Genomic DNA, 21656 nt, shown 5'->3' with positions numbered 1-21656 from the left:
CGTTACATAAATTCAAATTAACCTTATTAAATTGCAAATACAATAGAAAAGGTGCATATTTACATATCAATGAAAATATACACCTTTCCTCAGTAATATCATCAAAGCATTAGCTTCTATTACACAAAATGGAGAGCATTTACATCATTCTATGAGCAACTCATATAGGTTTCTATGTCTTTACCAAGTAATTTTTGCATTATCCTCTTAAAAAGTAATACTCTTGATATATTCATTATTGCCTACACTTTATTTGCAGTTATTGGGCTGCCCTTTTCTTTCATAGCGTTGCATCTTTTGCACTCTCTACTTTTCAGTTAATGAAAGGGATGTTTCTTTTATTCCTTCAAATTCATTTAATAGATACTTAGCTATCTCTTCAACTGCGGGGAAGTCTACTATTTCTTCATGTGATCCAGGGACAGAATCCTTTTTTACTCTTCCTTTTAATAAAGGTCCCCAATCTGTAAACAACTCTTTTCCTTCCTCAGCACTAAAGTAGATAACTTCTCCAAAGTATGGTATCAAATCATTCTCTGCCATTAAGTTCAGGCATTTCCTATGAGCATTGATAACTTGCTTCAAATTCATAAGATTTGCATCAGGCGGGAGTACTCCTTCCATAATTAATCGCTCCACAAGCATATCTTGCTTATGGACGAGGCCTTCTTCCTGCTCAGTAAGACCTCTAGGAATGAAATGTTCAGATATATATGAGAGCATATCCTCCCTTGTTTTATGATCCTGCTCTGAAGGTACTTTAGTATCCATAAGTACCAACAATTCAACTTCCTCTCCTTGATTTCTTAGTACAGTTGCAATTTTATAAGCAATTGCACCGCCTAAAGACCATCCTCCAAGACGATATGGGCCTTCTGGCTGAACACTTTTTATTTCTTTAATGTAAAGTTGAATTAGTTCCGGCAAGGTCGAGTCGTCAATCTCTCTCTTTTCTATGAGAGGATTCTGTAAACCATAAAATGAACAGTGATTCTTAAGCAATCTTGCTAGTTGAATGTAACAAAATACATTCCCCATAAACGGATGAACGCAGAAGAAAGGTCTTTTCTCTGATTCTTGTAGTGGTACCAGCGCTGATACAGATTTTGTCATATCATGCTTATCACGAATAAGGCATGCGATTCCTTCCAATGTTGGATTCTTAATCAATGTAGACACCTTAATCTCTTTTCCAAACTTCTCCCTAATTTTTGAAACTAATTTGATTACAAGGAGAGAGTGTCCCCCTCTATTAAAGAAATCATCATTTACATAGACATCTTCTATCTGTAACACATCCTGCCAGATTTTAACCAACTGATATTCAATTTCATCCCTTGGAATGATTGGTGTAGAGAAGTTATTTTCTCTTTGAATAGTTAAACTGTACAATGCCTTTCGATCAACTTTCCCATTCATTGTAAGAGGAATCTCGTCTACCTCAATAAAGTGTGCGGGAACCATATAATTCGGTACTTGTGTCTTGAGATATTCACGCCATTCATGCATGCTTCCAGCTCCAACTACATAAGCAACCAATCTCTGCTCTCCTAATTTATCCTCTGTTACCAAAACTACTGCTTCTTTTACCAATGGATGACTCTCTAGATTCGCTTCAATCTCTTCAAGTTCAATACGGAAGCCCCGAATTTTCACTTGATTATCAATTCTTCTCAAGTAATCTAAATTACCATCAGGTAAATAACGAACCAAATCTCCTGTACGATATAAACGCTCTTCTTCATTAAATGGATGACGAATGAATCGCTCTGCTGTTAATTCTGGACGATTCAAGTATCCTCTCGCTATACCTGCACCACCAATATATAGCTCACCTGTTACACCAACTGGAACAGGCAACAGATTTTTATCCAATACATAAGTTTGAACGTTCGGCAATGGACGTCCAATTGTAACTCGCTTACTATCTGTTTGGATATGATAACACGTTGTATCAACCGTACATTCTGTAGGACCGTATACGTTATAAAAATCAATTTTTTCAGTCTCTACTAGCCGTTCCCATAATGACGGCATGATTGCTTCACCACCGACCAATATCTTACTTGGTACATGAACATCAGCACTTGTTTCTAGCAATCCTCCATCAATAAGTAATTGAAGTAATGAAGGTGTCATATCAAACATTTCCAATTTATTCTCCCTAATATAGGACACAAATTGTTCCGGATTAGTGCGAACTTCACTTGGGATAATATATACACTTGAACCATGAAGCAGCATTTGTAATTGCTGAATAGATACATCAAAGGCAATTGACGCATTTAAACCGACGCGCATATTACTAGGTATCTCATGTGAGAAAACTTCTTTTTGTAAACCATATGATAGGCTTATTACAGAATGGTGCTGTACTAAAGCACCCTTTGGATTCCCTGTCGAACCGGAAGTGTAGATAACATACGCTAAGTTTTCCCCTGTTACCTCACATATCGGCGAAAGTTTGCTTTCTCGAGAAATTATTGCTTGGTCCCTATCTAAGCAAACTGTCTTGATTTCTTTAGGTATCCAGCCTACTAATACCTCATTTGTAACCAATACTTGAATTCCTGTGTCTTCTAAAATATATCGCAGGCGGCTTTCCGGATTCGATGGATCCAATGGAACATAGGCTGCTCCAGCCTTCCAAATTCCCATGAGACCAACAACCATCTCAACTGAACGATCAAAGCAGAGGCCAACCAATGACTCTGTCCGAATTCCACATTTCTGTAGATGATGGGCCAATTGATTAGCTCTTTCATTCAGCTCACGATATGTTAGTTGCTGTTTTTCATCTACCACTGCCACCGCGTCAGGCGTACGATTTACTTGCTCTTCGAATAGTTGATGAATCACATTCTCACGTGGATAGGATATAGCATTATCATTCCATTCTTCTAATAGTTGTCTTTGTTCAGCTTCCGTAATATATACCAGCTCCGATAGAGTTTGATCCATGTTTTTGAGCATTTGCATCAACACTTGTTGTAAATGACCCAACACTCGTTCAATAGTTATTCTATTAAACTTACTACAGTCATACATTAACTTTAACGATAACTGGGTTCCTGGAACTACAGCCAGCCCTAATGGGTAGTGGGTTTGCTCTACTCCTTCCAATTCACCAATTTCTAGATTTTCTGAAGACTCCTCTTTCACTGGATAATTTTCAAACACATATAAACTATTAAACAGCGGTGTTCCTCTAGGAACTTCACTCCATCCCTGAATTTCTGTTAAAGAAGCATACTCATATTGTCTTCTTTCTATCTCTTCCTCTTGTATCTTCTGCAACCAATCCATTACTTTTATATCATCAATCAATTGAATTCGCGTCGGTGACGTTGTAATGAAAGGACCTACGATGTTTTCAACATCAATAATCTCCGTAGAACGCCCTGAGCTTGTTACACCAAAGACAATGTCATTTTCTCCACTATACCGGCTCATGAGATATGCCCATGCACCTTGAATTACTGTACTCAAAGTAAGTTTATTGTGTTTCGCCCATCCTTGTAACGCTTGAGTCTGCTCTTCTGATAAATAGGTAACCTTTTCTGTATAACCTTTTTCTTCCTCTTTACTTTCTAAGCCCAGCAAAGTTGGTGCAGTAAAACCTTTAAGCTTTTCTCTCCAAAATTGTTCCGCCTGCTCCTTATCTTGTTCTCTGAGCCATTGGATATATTTCTTATATGGTGAGGGTTTAGGTAACTTTACAGCTTCTCCATTCATTCTCTTCTGATAGACTGTAAGTAATTCATTAAAGACCAATGGTAAACTCCATCCATCCAGTAAAATATGGTGATGTGTCCAAACAATTCGATATTCTTCCTCACCTTCTTGAATGACCGTTACTCGCATCAATGGCGCTTCATCAAATTGGAAGGCTTGTTTTCGATCTAATGCCAAAAAGACTTTTCTTTTTTCCTCTATCTCTTTAGTTGTCATTGTACGCCAGTCTTCTTTGTTCACTTTAAATGGGATATTTTCATACACCACTTGTAATGGTTCTTCAATTTCGTCCCAAACAAATGCTGTACGAAAAATTTCATGCCGCTGAATTACAGATTTCCACGCCTGCTCAAAAGTAGGAATATCCATTTTCCCTTTAATCATAAAACTTAATTGCACTATATACGGTGCAACATGTTCATTCCCTTGGTCATGCAATGTGTGGAAAATCATACCTTCTTGCAAAGGTGATAGTGGATATAAATCAGTAATCTGATTGTTCTTTCCACGATTCATTTTGTTTAGTACATTTGTCAAACCTACTTGGTTAAGATTAGCCATTGCAAAATCCGAAATGGTCAGTGCAGATTCTCTATCTGAAGGTTGAATCAATCTGCTCAGTTGATATAGCATATTCTGTGCAATATTTTGAATCGTTGATTTGGCGAATTGTCCAACATTGTATACCCAAGTGAACTGAAGTTTTCCATTCGTTACAACCCCAATTACATCAATTACATGCGATCGCTTGGAACCGGCAGCATGATCTAAACGCTTAAATTCGTTCTCCGGCATAAACATTGCATCTCTAGAAAACATTTGATCAAATTGTCCAAGATAGTTAAAACTAATAGACGGTGTATGTTGAGAGCTCAATTGCTCACACATTGTTGCGTTCATGTAACGCAACACTCCATAATCAACACCCTTATTAGGAATTTTGCGAACTTGTTCTTTAACTGCTTTTAATGCTGCAATTGGCGTATTAGCACTAGTAATATTTAAGTGAACAGGGTAAATACTTGTAAACCATCCCACGGTTCTCGATAAGTCAACATCTTCAATAATTTCTTCTCTACCATGCCCCTCTAAATCCACGCTCAATATCTTCTGCCCTGTATATGCTGCTGTAGCTTGTACCAATGCTGCTAATAATAGTTCATTGATTTGGACACGGTGAGTGCTTAAAGTCTCTTGCAATAACATACGGGTCTCATTCTCATTTAACACCACAGTAATTTCCTCAGTTACTGCGCTTACTGAATTACTTATAGTACCATCTATCGGCAGTTTAACTACGTCTTGTTCAGACTGCTGCTCCCAGTAATGCAGCACTTCTTGTGATATTCCAGTTTCAGCGTAATGATGTAATTTTTCCGACCACTCTTTAAAGGATGTACTCTTCATAGGTAATTGAATTTTCTGCCCTTGAATCGCTTGAGTATACGCTGTTTGCAAATCTTCCAATAAAATTCGCCAAGAAACACCATCCACGGCTAAGTGATGAATTGTCCAAAATAATCGGCCAGTCTTCTCACCTTCATCAAAATAAACCATTCTCATTAACGGACCATCATGTAAATTCAAACTTTCTTGTGCAATATTAATCTCTTTTTGAATAAATTGATGCCAATCGGCTTCCGGCACTTCGGCTAATGAAATGACAGTAAGTATCAATTGTTCTTCTATTCCTTCATTCCACTGTTTCCAAGCCCCATCAGGTAAACGTTCATATCTTAAACGCAGGGCATCATGATGAAGTAGAAGATTACGCACTGACTTCTCCAGTGATACTATATCCAGTTTCTCTTTCGTTCTAAAGAACATGGATTGATTCCAATGATGTGGGTTAGGATGATTTTGTGCAAAAAAACCTTGCTGAATAGGTGTAAGTATCGTATCTCCAGTTATAATTCCTTGTTCGGCTTGTACACCTTGTTCTTCTTTGACTACCTGCGCCAACTCAGCAATCGTTTGGTGTTCAAATATTTGTTTTGGTGTCAATTGTAAACCAGTTTGCTTCGCACGAGAGACAATCTGAATGCTAAGAATTGAATCTCCACCAATTTCAAAAAAGTTATCATAAATACCAATACGTTTTGAACCCAGCACACGTTCCCAAATGATAGAAAGCTTGTGTTCACGTTCATTTCTTGGGGCTACGTAGCCTTCTTGTGTTCCTTGATAATCTGGTATAGGCAATGATTTCCGATCAATCTTTCCATTTATGGTTAGCGGTAACTCTTCCATTTCGACAAAGTAGGAAGGTATCATATGGATTGGCAGTTTTATTTTAAGATACTCGCGCCATTCTTCTAAACTGCCTTCGCCCACTATATAAGCTACCAACCTCTTATCTCCCGACTGATTTTCCCTAACTATTACAACTGCCTCTTTTATCAAGTCATGCTCCTGTAAAGTCGACTCAATCTCCCCAAGTTCGATTCGAAATCCTCTAATCTTCACTTGATTATCAATTCTTCCTAAATAGTCTATATTACCATCAGGAAGATATCTCACGAGATCGCCTGTTCTATATAATCTCTCGCCTTCTTTGAATGGATGAGAAATAAATCGTTCGGATGTTAACTCTGGACGATTTAAGTATCCCCTCGCTAGACCCGCTCCTCCGATATAAAGTTCACCCATCACACCAACTGGAACTGGCAACCCATTTCTATCCAATACATAAGTTTGAACGTTAGGCAACGGACGCCCAATCGTTACTCTCTCACTATCTTTTTTGATATGATAGCATGTTGCATCAACCGTACATTCTGTAGGACCATATACATTATAAAACTCAATTTTATCAGTCTCTACTAACTGTTCCCATAATGACGGCATAATCGCTTCGCCGCCAACCAATACCTTACTTGGAACATGAACGCCATCGTACGTTTCTAACAATCCGGCATCTATAAGTAATTGAAGCAAAGAAGGTGTTATATCAAAGATTGCTAACTTGTTCTCCCTAATATAAGCTACAAACTGTTCCGGATCACTTCGTACTTCATTCGGAATAATATACAAACTTGAACCATATAACAGCATTTGTAATTGTTGAATAGATGCATCAAAGGCAATTGACGCATTTAAACCGACATGCATGTTAGATGGTATCTCATGTTCGAAAACCTCTTTTTGTAAACCATGCGACAAGTTTATTACAGAATGATGCTGTATCAAGACACCCTTTGGATTCCCCGTCGATCCCGAAGTATAGATAACATACGCTAGGTTTTCTCCTGTTACTTCACATTTTGGTGAAAGAATGCTTTCTTTTGAAATCATTGCTTGATCCCTATCTAGACAAACTGCCTTGACTTCTTTGGGTATCCAATCTTCTAATGACTCATTCGTAACTAATACTTGAATTCCAGTGTCCTCCAAAATATATCGTAGACGACTTTCTGGATAGGATGGGTCCAATGGAACATATGCTGCCCCAGCCTTCCAGATCCCCATAATACCAACAATCATCTCAACTGAACGCTCAAAGCAAAGTCCAACTAATGATTCAGTCCCAATCCCACATTGCTGAAGATAGTGGGCCAATTGATTAGCTTTTTCATTAAGCTCTCGATATGTTAACTGCTGTTTTTCATCTACCACTGCCACCGCGTCAGGTGTACGATTTACTTGCTCTTCAAACAGCTGATGAATCGCACTTTCCCGTGGATATACTACAGCATTATTATTCCACTCTTCCAACTCTTTTTGCTGTAATCCTGATAATATAGGCAACTTAGCTAATGATTTATCAGGATTCTCCACGATTACATTCAACCAGTTTCCAAAATGTTCAGCCATGGATTCAATAGTTAAGCTGTCAAATAAATCCGTCCTATAAACAAAAGTAAGCAATAAACCCTCTTCCACTTCTGCAGCAGTTAAACTTAAATCAAACTTAGCGATTTGAGCATTACTTTCCATTACTTCTATATTTCTTCCATGTAGTTCTGGTAGCTCCTGTCCCGTATTTTGCAAAGTAAACATGGTTTGGAAAATCGGGGAATGGCTTGTATTTCGTTCAGGTTGGATAACCTCTACAATTTTCTCAAACGGAACATCTTGATACTCATACGCCTTCAATGCTTTTATCCGCACTTGAGACAACAACTCTTGAAATACCGGTGCATTACTTAAATCAGCCCGATAAACCAATGTGTTGACAAAGAAACCAATCAGCCCCTCAATTTCTCGATAATTTCGATTTGCAATTGGGCTGCCAACAATAATATCCGATTGTCCCGTATAACGGGAAAGGAAACTTTGATACGATGCCAATAAGGTCATGAAAAGCGTGGCCCCTTCTTGACGACTTAGTTCGTTTAATTTATCCAGTAATGAGCGTGACAACAGCACATTATGAGTTAATCCATGGTGGGTTTGCACTGGCGGACGCGGACGATCCATTGGCAACATTAAGACTGGTAACTCACCAGATAATTCTTCCTTCCAATATGCAAGCTGTTGATTTAGTACTTCATCTTTCAACCATCCTCTTTGCCACTGAGCAAAATCGGCATATTGAACTGGTAGTGGTTCCAGCTCTGCTTGTTTTTCACCAATCGCATTCTCATAAAATGTCATCCATTCTTGAAGCAAGATTTCCATCGACCATCCATCTGAGATAATGTGATGCATATTACACAGAAGAACCCATTCTTCTTCTGAAATTCTTATGATTTGTCCACGGAACAATGGTCCTTGTTCTAAATCAAATGGAGATTCAACTTCAGTTTGAATCCATTGCTGCAACTTTCTTTCTCTCTCCTCTAATGAAAGCTTAGTTAGGTCCATTTGCGGAAGAGGACGGAAAATATAAGGTTGAATCTGTTGCACAGGATGACCTTCCTCTTCATGAAATACCGTCCGCAAAGATTCATGACGCTCTATTAACTGATTCCATCCCAACTCCAATGCTTCAGGTAACCAATTCCCTGTAAGGCGGCATACCATTGGCATATTATAAAGTGCACTATTAGGTTCAAACTGATCAATAAACCATAAGCGCTGTTGGGCATATGACAGCGGAATATTATTTCCTCGTTCCATCGGCATCAATGGTGGAATTTCTCGTTTTTCACTCCCCTTACGCAACGGATCTATTCGTTTCGATAGTGCCTCGACCGTTGGATATTCGAACAGTTCACGTACCGGTAATTTGATTTGAAAGACTTCTTGTAAGCGCGAGACCACTTGTGTAGCAAGTAGAGAGTGACCACCAAGCTCAAAGAAAGAATCCTGAACACCAATTTCTTTTATTCCTAGCACTTGACTCCACACTGAAGCGATAAGTTCTTCCAGCGGAGTTCGTGGGTATACAGTATTTTCGGCGGATTGTTCACTAAGTATAGGCAATGCCTTCAAATCAAGTTTTCCATTCGGTGTAAGTGGCAAAAATTCCATCTCAATAAAGTTTGTTGGAACCATGTAATTTGGTAAATGTGTTTGTAGATGTTCTCGCCATTCATGTACACTTCCTTCACCAACTACATAAGCTACTAATCTCTTGTCATCTTGATTATCCTCTCGTACCAATACAACTGCTTCTTTCACAGAAGAATGCGCCTGCAAAACAGCTTCTATTTCTCCCAATTCAATCCGGAAACCACGAATTTTTACTTGGTCATCTATACGACCATGGAACTGGAGATTACCATCAGAAAGATAACTTGCTTTGTCTCCTGTGTAATAGAGACGTTCTCCTGACTTGAAAGGATGTGGAATAAATTTTTCCTTTGTGAGATCCGGGCGATTAGCATATCCACGTGCAAGACTCTTCCCTCCAATATAGAGATCTCCAATTATACCAATTGGTACTAGCTGAAGATGAGAATCTAATACATAAACTTCTGTATTCGCAATCGGCCGACCAATCGATGGCGTACCGGTTGTCACTCCTACAGGCACATAACAATCTGTAGTAACAACGGTATTTTCCGATGGACCATACTGATTAATTACCGCAAAAGGAATATCTTTAGATGGATACTGCGTTAATTGATCCCCACCTGTAAGGATAAAACGAAGATCCGTTTTATCTGGCCAAGATAATTTCAAGAGTCTTTCCAGAATAGGTGTAGGTGCAAAACTAGCTGTTATTCGTGAATCAATGAGCCAGTCCCTTAGTGCTTCTGGATTAATTCTCAGTTCCTCTGTTGACAAGTAGAGTGCTGCACCAGCAGTTAGATACGGCCAAATTTCCTGGACAGCCGAATCAAAAGCAATCCCTGCAATCTGGGTCGCACGATCCTCTGCTGTAATACGATAAACTTCTTGATGCCAAGAAACCATATTCATTAATGAGCGATATTCAACCATGACACCCTTTGGCTTTCCTGTAGAACCAGAGGTATAGACAATATAAGCTAGGTTCTCTGGATTTAACTGACGTGTAGGTGCGATTACGCTTTCCACTGTTAATTCTTCTAACCTCACCGTTTCGACGTGTGCGAAATGGCCTTCTTGTCCTTCCGCCGTCACTACAAATTGAATTCCTGCATCTTCAATCATGTATTCTAACCTTGATTTTGGATACAACGGATCTAAAACAACATAAGCTCCACCAGCTTTTAAAATGCCTAGTAAACTTGCCATGAGCTCAGCTGACCTCGGAAGATAAACTCCCACCACTGACTCTGGAGCGACTCCTTTTCGCTGTAAAACATTTGCCAACTGATTTGCTTGTGCATCCAGTTCACCATAAGTCCACTTTTTTGTTTGATCAAAAACGGCAATCGCATCAGGGCGCCTTGCTACTTGTTCCTCAAATCTGTCACAAATAAGAGCCTGATGGGACATTTCCATTACAGTGTCATTCCATGTTTCTAATAACAAAGTACGCTCGGGTTCCGATAGCATGCTCAGGTCATGCAACGGATTTTGTGGGTGATGAGAAACTTCGTGTAGCCATTTCTCAAAGTGTCCTGCCATCCGTTCAATAGTAGATGCATTGAATAAATCCTTATTGTATTCAAAAGTAAAAAGCAATCCCTCTTCTGTCTCAGCTACCATTACACTTAAATCAAACTTTGCAATTGGACTATGGCTTTCTATCATTTCAATACTTCTACCAGATAACACCGGGAACTCTTGTTTCATATTTTGCAAGATGAACATGGTCTGGAAGATTGGCGAATGACTTGTACTCCGCTCTGGTTGCACAACTTCTACAATTTTTTCAAAAGGGATATCCTGATATTCATATGCCTTCAATGCCTTTTGACGAACCTGAGACAGAACATCTTGAAATGTCGGTCTACCACTCAGATTAGCTCGATAAACCAGCGTGTTGACGAAGAAACCAATTAGTCCTTCTATTTCTCTATAATTTCGATTCGCAATTGGACTTCCGACCAGAATATCTTCTTGTCCCGTATAACGGGATAGAAAACTTTGATATGCAGCCAACAGCGTCATGAAGAGTGTAGCCCCTTCTTTGCGACTAAGTTTGTTCAAGTTATCATGTAGCGTGCTTGGCAGAACCAGTGTGTATGTCGACCCGTGATGAGTTTGTATTGCAGGACGCGGACGATCCATAGGAAGTTGGAGTACAGGAAGCTCTCCAGACAATTCTTCCCTCCAATATTGGAGTTGTTGATCAAGCACCTCCTCCTTCAGCCAACCTTTTTGCCACTGAGCGAAGTCGGCATATTGAACCGGTAATGGTTCAAGTTCTGCTATCTTTCCATCCGTTTCTTTCTCATAGAATGCCATCCATTCTTTAAGTAGGACTCCCATCGACCATCCATCTGAAATGATATGATGTAAAGTACAAAGGAGAATCCATTCTTCCTCTCCCACTTGCAAAATACTTGTCCTGATTAGTGGGCCCTCTGCTAAATCAAATGGCACTTCTGTTTCTTGTTGAATCAAACGTTTAACTTCTTCTTCTCGGTCTTCTGGAGAAAGCATAGTTAAATCCGTTTTCGGAATTGATTGAAAAGCATACGGTTCAATTTGCTGTACGGGTTGACCGTTCACTTCATGAAAGACCGTCCGCAATGATTCATGACGTTCTATTAGTTGGTTCCATCCTGTTTCCAGTGCCTCAAGTAGCCAACTCCCTGTAAGGCGGCATACCATTGGCATATTATAAAGGGCACTATTAGGTGTAAATTGATCAATAAACCATAAGCGCTGTTGCGCATAAGATAGTGGAATAGTTTCTCCTCGTTCCATCGGCATTAGTGGCGGAATCTCTCGTTTTCTATCTCCTTTACGTAACTGATCTAATCGCTTTGCCAGTGACTCCACCGTTGCATACTCAAATAGTTCACGTACTGGTAATTCGATTTGAAAGATTTCCTGTAAACGTGACACTACTTGAGTAGCTAGTAGTGAGTGACCACCGATTTCAAAAAAGGAATCCTGAACACTAATATTTTTTACACCTAACACTTGGCTCCATACGGAAACGATGAGCTCCTCCACTGGTGTTCGTGATGAAGTAATATCTTCACTTATGAACTGTGCTTCCAATTCCAGTAAGGCTTTCCGATTCACCTTACCATTTGGAGTGAGTGGCATCCCTTCAATTTTGAAAAAGTATGCCGGAACCATATAATGTGGCAGTTGCTTCTTGAGATATTCACGCCACTCTCCAGTATCCCCTTCACCCACTACATAAGCTACTAACTGCTTATCTCCTGGTCGATCTTCCTTCACCAACACAACAGCCTCTTTTACAGATGAGTGATCATGTAAAGCTGCTTCAATTTCTCCCAATTCAATTCTGAATCCTCTAATTTTGACTTGGTTATCTATCCTTCCAATATATTCTAAATTACGATTATTCATATATCTCACCAGGTCACCCGTTCGATATAATCGTTCCCCTTCCTTAAAGGGATGCGGAATAAAACGTTCAGTAGTTAAATCTGGTCGATTGAAGTAGCCACGTGCCAATCCTACTCCTCCAAGGTAAAGTTCCCCCGACACACCAATTGGGACCACCTGTTGATATTGATCTAACACATACAACTCTGTATTATCAATTGGACGACCAATTGGAATAAGCATTGATTCTTTTTCTAAATCACAATCATAATAAGTCACATCCACAGTCGCTTCAGTAGGACCATACAAATTAATTAACTGTGTTTGCTGAACATTGTAAAAGATCCACTTAAACCGGCGAACCTGCTCAGAGTTTAATGCTTCTCCACTAGTAAAAACATGAATTAAAGACGATACATCCCTTTTTGAATTATATTGTTCCATATAATCCAAGAAAGTAGATAACATGGACGGAACAAAGTGCATGGTGGTCACACGATATCGTTCAACATACTCCTCAATCACTGCAGGATCTTTCTCTCCTCCTGGTGGAAGCAAACAAACACGTGCTCCTACAAATGACCACCAAAATAATTCCCAAACGGAAACATCAAACGAAAACGGTGTCTTTTGTAGGATTGTATCTTCCTCGGACAATGGATATTTTTTCTGCATCCACTGTAGGCGGTTGATAACCGAATGATGTTCAATCATTACCCCCTTTGGATTTCCCGTTGAACCCGAAGTGTATATGATATAGGCTAAGTTATTTGCTGTTACTCCACTCACCGGAGCTAAATTACTCTCTTTAGAAATCATTACTTGATCCCTGTCTAAACAAATTGCTTGAATATCTTTAGGTAACCAGTCCTGTAGTGCCTCTTTTGTTAACAGCACTTGAATTTGTGAATTCTCTAAAATGTATCTCAGACGGTTTTCGGGATAACTTGGGTCCAGTGGGACATAAGCCCCACCTGCTTTCAAAATCCCAAAGAGACCAATAATCATATCAGGAGAACGTTCAATACATATACCAACCAATGATTCAGGTCCAATACCTCGTTTTTGTAGAAAATGTGCCAATTGATTCGATTTTTCATTGAGTTCTTGATACGTTAGCTTTCCACCCTCATAAACTACCGCCACTGCATCAGGTGTACGTGCAACTTGCTGCTCAAATAGCTCATGAATCATACAATCATGACCATAAACTACTTCTGTATCATTCCATTCTTCTAGGAGTTGTTTCTGCTCAGTGTCTGATAACATTGACAGCTTTGTATATGATTCATCTGGATGATGCACGATTTCATTTAGCCAGTTCTCAAAATGGCCTGCCATACGTGCAATGGTACTACTGTCAAATAAATCCGTGTTGTATTCAAATGAGACAAATAGACCTTCTTCCACTTCATAGGCAGTTAAGCTCAAATCAAATTTTGCAATAGACATATTACTTTCTACCATTTCAATACTTCTACCAGGCAAATCTAGTCTTTCTTGTTTTATATTCTGTAGCGTAAACATGGTCTGAAAGATAGGAGAATGGCTCATGCTTCGTTCAGGTTGCACAGCTTCTACCACTTTTTCAAATGGTATATCTTGATATTCGTAAGCTTTTAACGCTTTTTTCTTTGTTTGGTTCAAAATCTCCCGAAAAGTAGGGGTGCCACTCAAATCTGATCGGTAAACCAACGTATTAACAAAGAAACCAATTAATCCTTCTACTCCCTTATGATTCCGATTTGCAATCGGACTTCCGACTAGAATATCTTTTTGTCCTGTATAACGTGCAAGAAAGCTCTGATATGCAGCCATTAAAGTCATAAATAAGGTAGATCCTTCTTGTCGACTTAAATCTTTTAATTGACTGAGTAATCTAGAAGGAAAAATCACGTGATGCGTATCCCCAGAATAAGTTTGCGTAACCGGTCGAGGTCGGTCCACTGGCAGTTGTAATATAGGGAGCTCACCAGACAATTCTTCCTGCCAATACGTAAGCTGACGATTTAGCACATCACCTTGCAACCACTCCTTTTGCCACTTCGCAAAGTCTGCATACTGAATGGATAATGAACTTAATTTAGCAGGATTTCCGCCCGTTTCCTCTTCATAGAAAGCAAGTAATTCATTCATGAATATACCAATGGACCAAGCATCAGAAATAATATGATGCATCGTACACAGTAATAACCATTCATCCTTTTCTAATTGAACAAGGTGATTACGAATTAAAGGACCATTCATTAAATCAAATGGTTCTTGCGCTTCTCTCGCAATTAAACTATCTACCTCTTTTTCTTTTACTTCTAGAGGAAGTTGAGAGTAATCTCTTACAGGTAATGCTCTAGGAAGGAATTCGACAATTTGTTGTACAGGTTGTTCTTCTACTTCTTTAAAAACAGTTCGTAATGATTCATGACGTTCAATAAGTCGATTGAATCCCTTTTCTAATGCTTCAGGTATCCAATTTCCTTTTAGATTCCATACCGTTGGAATATTATATAAAGAACTGTTTGGATTAAATCTGTCCATAAACCACAAACGTTGTTGTGCATAAGACAACGGGAGCGCTTCTTTATTCTCCTTTTTTTGCATTTGCTTCTGAAGCCAAGCTCTCTTCTCAGGAGAAAGTGAACTCAGCTTTGCAAGTAAATCACTTCTCATTTTTTTACCCCTTCCTCAACTAAATTACTCTCAAATATTCCTTGTGCTTCTTCCTCTGATAGCTCTTCTAATTGCTTAAGCAGTTCAAGTAATTCTTCATCATTACTCACTTCTGCTTCTTTTTGAATATAGTCTTGAAGACTTACATTCTCCTTACTATCATTCTGCATTTCTTGATTTTTGTTATGGAGCAATTGATCAATCTGTTCTGCCAATTGCTGCACTGTATGAAACATAAATAAATCATGCAATGGTATCTCAATTCCAAAAGCCTCTTTAAGACTGGAAACAGCTTGCGTAGCAAGTAATGAGTGACCACCTATTTCAAAAAACGAATCCTGAATTCCGATGTTTTCCATACCTAAAACTTCATTCCATATTGAAACGATTGTTTTTTCCGTAGGCGTACGAGGAGCAATATAACCACTTGCTATCTCCTGTTTCTCTGGTGCTGGTAAGGCCTTCCTATCAATTTTTCCATTTGGAGTGAGTGGAAATGCATTCAATCCGACAAAATAGGCTGGAATCATATAATTTGGTAGCTGGTCCTTGAGATAATCACGCCACTTTTGAGCATCCCCATCTCCTACAACATAAGCAATCAAACGTAGATCACCAGGATAATCTTCCCTCACCGTCACAATAGCTTCGTTAACTAATGTATGCTTTTGTAATGTCGCTTCAATTTCTCCTAGTTCAATCCGGAACCCACGAATTTTTACCTGATGATCGATTCGGCCAAGATACTCCAAATTTCCATCCGGCAGATACCTTACAAGATCTCCAGTCCGGTATACTCGCTCCCCTTCTTTAAATGGATGCGGTATAAAACGATCTTCCGTTAAGTCAGGACGGTTTAAGTATCCACGTGCTAATCCTGATCCACCAATGTACAGCTCACCAACTACACCAATTGGAACCATTTTTTGTTCAATACTTAGTACATATACTTCTGTATTGAATATTGGTTTACCAATTGGTGGTACCCTATGGACGACACCCTTTTCTAATTCCATATAAGTGGAATACGTAGTATCTTCGGACGGTCCATATAGGTTGTACACCTTCTCAACCGTACTTCTCTCATATAAATCTTGAACAAGTGAATATGGCAATGGTTCTCCAGCCAAATTCACCACCTTTACCGAAGAAGGGAGTGTTTTTGCTCGAACCAGTTCCTTCGCTGCGGATGGCACAGTATTGACTAAAGTCACATCCTTGGTAGACAACTTGTCTAGATGTAGAGCATTTTCAGCGACAATCACCTTACCACCCATCGTTAGGGGAACAAACACTTCAAAAACAGATAGATCAAAGGATAGCGAAGTGGAGGCCAACACTCCCGCTAAATCCTTTCGGGAATATGTGTGATGCGCCCAACGAATCATTGTTACTGTATTCCTATGCTCAATCATTACTCCCTTTGGATTTCCAGTGGAACCTGAAGTATAGATAATATAGGCTAAGTTATCACCCGTCACTTCACTCGAACACACCGTAGTTACTTCTTGTTCTATTTCTGCTCGATCACGATCAATACAAATCACGTCAACGGATTTAGGTATAACCATTTTTTGTTGTAATTTTTCCTGTGTTACTAGTACCTTTATTTGAGCATCCGCTAAAATGTATTGCAGTCGACTTTCAGGATACGCTGGATCTATTGGGACATATGCTCCTCCTGCCTTCATAATTCCTAAGAGGCCTACAATCATCTCAGATGAACGTGTAACACAAATCCCAACCAATGATTCGCAACCTACACCATTTTTTTGTAAATAATGTGCCAGCTGATTCGAGCGTTCGTCCAACTCTCGATATGTTAGTTCTTCATCTTCGCATACTACTGCAATTGCTTCTGGTGTTTTTTCCACTTGTTCTTCAAACAATGTATGAATCGCGCATTCTTCTATATCTATAACAGCTGATTCATTCCATTCTTCTAGTAATTGCTTATATTCTACTTTGGATAACATATTCAATTCTGATAATAAACATTTTGGATGAGAGACAATTTGATTTAACCAATGCTCAAAATGACTTGCCATACGTTCAATGGTTGTATCATCAAACAAATCAGTATTGTATTCAAAGGTTAGTGATAATCCTTCTTCCGTCTCAGTAACAAATAAACTCAAATCAAATTTCGCTACAGAAGCATGGCTTTCCATGAGTTCCATTTGTCTTTCAGATAGCTGAGGAAATTCTTGCTTCGTATTCTGTAAAATAAACATGGTTTGGAATATTGGTGAATGACTTGTATTTCGTTCCGGCTTTACGGATTCTACCACTTTCTCAAATGGGATGTCCTGATACTCGTATGCTTTTAGTGCTTTTTTTCTTACCTGCGACAAAAGTTCTTGGAACGTCGGATTTTCACTGAAATCAGCTCGATAAACCAACGTATTTGCAAAGAAACCTATTAATCCCTCAATCTCTTTAACATTTCGATTAGCGATTGGGCTTCCAACCAAGATGTCATCCTGTCCTGTATAACGAGAAAGGAAGCTTTGATACGCTGCCATCAATGTCATAAATAAAGTGCATCCTTCTTGCAGACTTAAATCTTTGAGCTTTTCCTGTAGGGAGTTCGCCACCATTAAGGACTGACTTGCACCACGGTGAGTTTGAACCGCAGGCCGAGGACGATCCATCGGTAATTGTAAAATCGGTAGCTCCCCAGCCAATTCTTCCTTCCAATATTGAAGGTGCTGATCCAAATTCTCTTCTTTTTGCCATTCCTTCTGCCACATGACAAAGTCTGCATATTGGATAGATAACTCCTTCAATTCCGCCGGTTTTCCGCTTATTACTCCTTCATAAAAAGCCATCCATTCTTCAAGTAAAATCCCCATTGACCATCCATCTGAAATAATATGATGCATCGTACAAATGAGAACCCATTCTTCTCTGTCCACTTTCAATATTCGTGTTCGAATCAGAGGACCTTGTCCAAAATGAAATGGTTCCTCCGCTTCGTTTTGAATGAGCCGTTGCATTTCTCTTTCCCTATCTTCCAAAGAGAGATCTGTTAGATTCAATTGAGGGATATGTCTGAATACATGAGATTGAACCTGTTGGAAAGGTTCACCCTCTTGTTCTAGAATTATCGTCCGTAATGATTCATGACGCTCCAACAACTGATTCCATCCGACCTCCAACGCTTCAATTGACCATTTACCTGTTAAGCGACACGCTGCATGAATATTGTACATAGCACTATTTGACATTAATTGATCAATAAACCATAGACGTTTCTGCGCATAGGAAAGCGGAATAGCTTCTTCTCGTTTCATAGGTACAAGGGGGGCAGCCTCTCGTTTTTTATCTTCTTTTCGTAACTGATCTACTCGTTTCGCCAATGCCTCCACTGTATTGTGCTTGAAAAGTTCACGTAATGGGATTTTGATTTGGAACAATTCTTGTAATCGAGAAACAATTTGAGTAGCGAGTAGTGAGTGCCCACCCCGTTCAAAGAAGGAATCCTGAATACCGATATTTTCAGTTCCTAACACTTGACTCCAAACCGAGGCAATAAGCTCTTCCGATGGCGTCCGAGGTAGAACATTTAAACCTCCAATAGTTTGCTCATCAGGTGCTGGCAAGGCCTTTCGGTCAATTTTCCCATTCGGAGTAAGCGGGAAGTGTTCTAACTCTACAAGGTGCGCTGGAATCATATGATTCGGTAATTGGTTTTGTAAATACTCTCTCCACTCTTGGGTATTTCCATCGCTCATAACATATGCAACCAATCGTTGATCACCTGGACGATCTTCTCTAACTAATACGACAGCCTCTTTAATAAACGAACATTTTTCTAAAGTCGCTTCAATTTCTCCTAATTCAATCCTAAAACCACGCATTTTGACTTGATGGTCCATTCTACCTATAAATTCTAAATTTCCATCAGTTAGATATCTTACTGAATCTCCTGTTCGATATAGTCGTTCCCCGAATCGATATGGATGCGAAACGAATTTTTCAGCAGTAAGATTCGGACGATTTAAGTATCCACGTGCTAAACCAGCACCACCAATATATAACTCACCCTCAATTCCTATTGATTGCAAGCGTTGATTTTGGTCTAATACATATAATTGCGTGTTCTGTATCGGCTGCCCAATAGAAACAAATTCTTGATTTGGCTGAATATCAAATGCATTCACATAAATAGTGGCTTCAGTTGGTCCATAAAAGTTGGTTAATTTCACTTGTCCACTATGATTCCATTTCTGTTGAAATCGTCTAACCAACCCTGAACTTAGTTCTTCCCCACCAGAAAATACATGGCGTATGGACGAACAATTCATGTTCAATTCAATATGATTGAAGTAATCTAAGAAAACAGATAACATCGAAGGTACAAATTGAACTATAGTAACCTGATGTTTTTTAATCACTTCAGCTATAATAGAAGGATCTTTTTCTCCACCTGGAGGCAGGAAAGATACACTTGCACCAACGTGAATACCCCAAAACAACTCCCAAACAGAGACATCAAATGAGAATGGCGTTTTCTGCAAGACCACATCCTTTTCAGAAAGTGGATATTTATGTTGCATCCATTCTAGATAATTGATTACTGAATGATGCTCAATCATTACTCCCTTTGGATTCCCTGTAGATCCTGAAGTATACATAACATACGCTAAACTTCTTCCTGTTACACCACTTATACATGGGGTTGTTTCTTCTTTTTCAATTGCATTATAATCTTTATTCATACAAATCGTTTCAACATTTTCAGATACAAACAAATTTTTAGAATTCTCTTCCGTCACTAGTACTTCGATTCCAGCATCCTCTAATATATATTGAAGCCGACTCTCTGGATAAGTAGGATCAAGTGGAACATACGCTGCTCCTGATTTTAGAATACCTAATAACGCTATCATCATTTGTAATGAACGTTCTATATATACCCCAACCAGAGACTCTGAGCCTACACCACGCTTTTGTAAATAATGAGCTAGCTGATTCGCACGCTCCTCCAACTCTTTATAGGTAATTTGTTCATTTTCGTAAATAGCCGCGATTGCTTCAGGCGTTTTTTTAACTTGCTCCTCAAACATCGTATGAATCATGCCTTCAGCCGAATAATTTACTTGAGTATGATTCCATTCCTCTAATAACTGTATCTGTTCTTCCGCTGTTAAATGAGTAATTTCAAAGAGTTTTGAATCTAGGCTCTTCGTCATCTGGATTAATATTTGCAATAAGTGATTCTGAATCCGATTTATTGTTTCTTCATTAAAATAGCTTCGATCATACATCAACTTTAAAGTAATTTTCTTACCAGGCATTACAATGAGTGTTAAAGGATAATTTGTTTGTTCCGCGCTTTTAACATCTAGTAATCTTAAATCATCATTTCTCTCACCTTGAATTGGATAATTTTCAAACACATACAAGGTATGAAATAAGGAGCTATTTCGCGGAACCTCACTCCACCCTTGAATATCTATCAATGAATTATACTCATATTGTCTTCGTTCCATTTCTTTCATCTGTATTTTACGAAGCCAATCTACTACAGATGTATTATCCGTTAATCGAATTCTAGTAGGTAATGTGTTAATAAATAGGCCTACCATATTCTCTGCTCCTATCAAATCAGTAGGACGTCCAGAGCTAGTTACGCCAAATACGATGTCACTTTCACCGCTATACCTACCCATCAAATAGGCCCATGCTCCTTGTACTAATGTATTCAATGTTAATCGACTATTTCGTACCCACTCTTGTAAATTCTCAGTGATTTCCTCAGATACCTGATAAACACACTCTCCATAGCCCTTCTCCTGCCCTTGATCCTTTCTTTCCATCGCTAATGGCGTAGGTGCATAGAACCCTTTTAATTCTTCTTTCCAAAATTCCTCTGCTTGACTTTGATCTTGTTTATTTATCCACTGGATATATTTTTTATAAGGAAGAGATTTAGGAAGATTCAACAATTCTCCCTTTATCATCTTGAGATAAACTTCCATTACTTCACTAAACACCAATGAAACACTCCAACCATCTAGCAAAATATGATGATGTGTCCAAATAATTCTCGTTTCCCCTTCTGCTTCTTTAATCGCAGTGACTCTCATCAATGGTGCTTCATCCAATAAAAATCCTTTCCTACGATCTGCAGTCAAAAACTGGTGTAATTTCTTCTCCTTCTCCTCATGTGAATGGGTACTCCAATCCTCTTGATGAATAGTAAAAGGAAGACGTTCGTAAACTGCTTGTAGAGGTTTTTCTACTTCCTCCCAAACAAATACTGAGCGCAGAACCTCATGTCGTTGAATAACATATTCCCAAGCTTTTTCAAAAGTAGCAACATCCAATTGCCCCCCGAGCAAGAAACCTACTTGTACAATATAGGAAAAAGAATATTCATCATCTTGATCGTATAAAGTATGAAACAGTATTCCTTTTTGCAAAGGTGATAAACCATATATATCAATAACGTCTCCCAT

The 21656-nt window shown here is 39.0% G+C and carries 2 protein-coding genes; both read right to left on the bottom strand.

Going from position 1 to position 21656, the window contains the following annotated elements; genetic code table 11:
• Window positions 1-306: 306 nt before the first annotated feature.
• Window positions 307-15189: a non-ribosomal peptide synthetase gene (locus tag JDS81_RS25435; protein ID WP_142316336.1), complete on the bottom strand. Its 14883-nt coding sequence runs from the start codon at window positions 15187-15189 to the stop codon at window positions 307-309.
• The gene (locus JDS81_RS25430; protein ID WP_097954261.1) at window positions 15186-21656 is read right to left on the bottom strand and encodes a non-ribosomal peptide synthetase; all 6471 of its coding nucleotides are present in this window, start codon (window positions 21654-21656) and stop codon (window positions 15186-15188) included. Before JDS81_RS25430 ends, JDS81_RS25435 begins: the two co-directional genes overlap by 4 nt.

The sequence above is a fragment of the Bacillus cereus group sp. N31 genome (assembly GCF_016483245.1).
Taxonomy (GTDB): Bacteria; Bacillota; Bacilli; order Bacillales; family Bacillaceae_G; genus Bacillus_A; species Bacillus_A toyonensis.
This window is presented reverse-complemented; position numbering and strand designations above follow the sequence as displayed.

What these genes read in the sequence shown, in the direction of transcription:
- JDS81_RS25430 (WP_097954261.1), bottom strand. Translation starts at nt 21,656, where the DNA reads ATGGGAGACGTTATTGATATATATGGTTTATCACCTTTGCAAAAAGGA.
- JDS81_RS25435 (WP_142316336.1), bottom strand. Translation starts at nt 15,189, where the DNA reads ATGAGAAGTGATTTACTTGCAAAGCTGAGTTCACTTTCTCCTGAGAAG.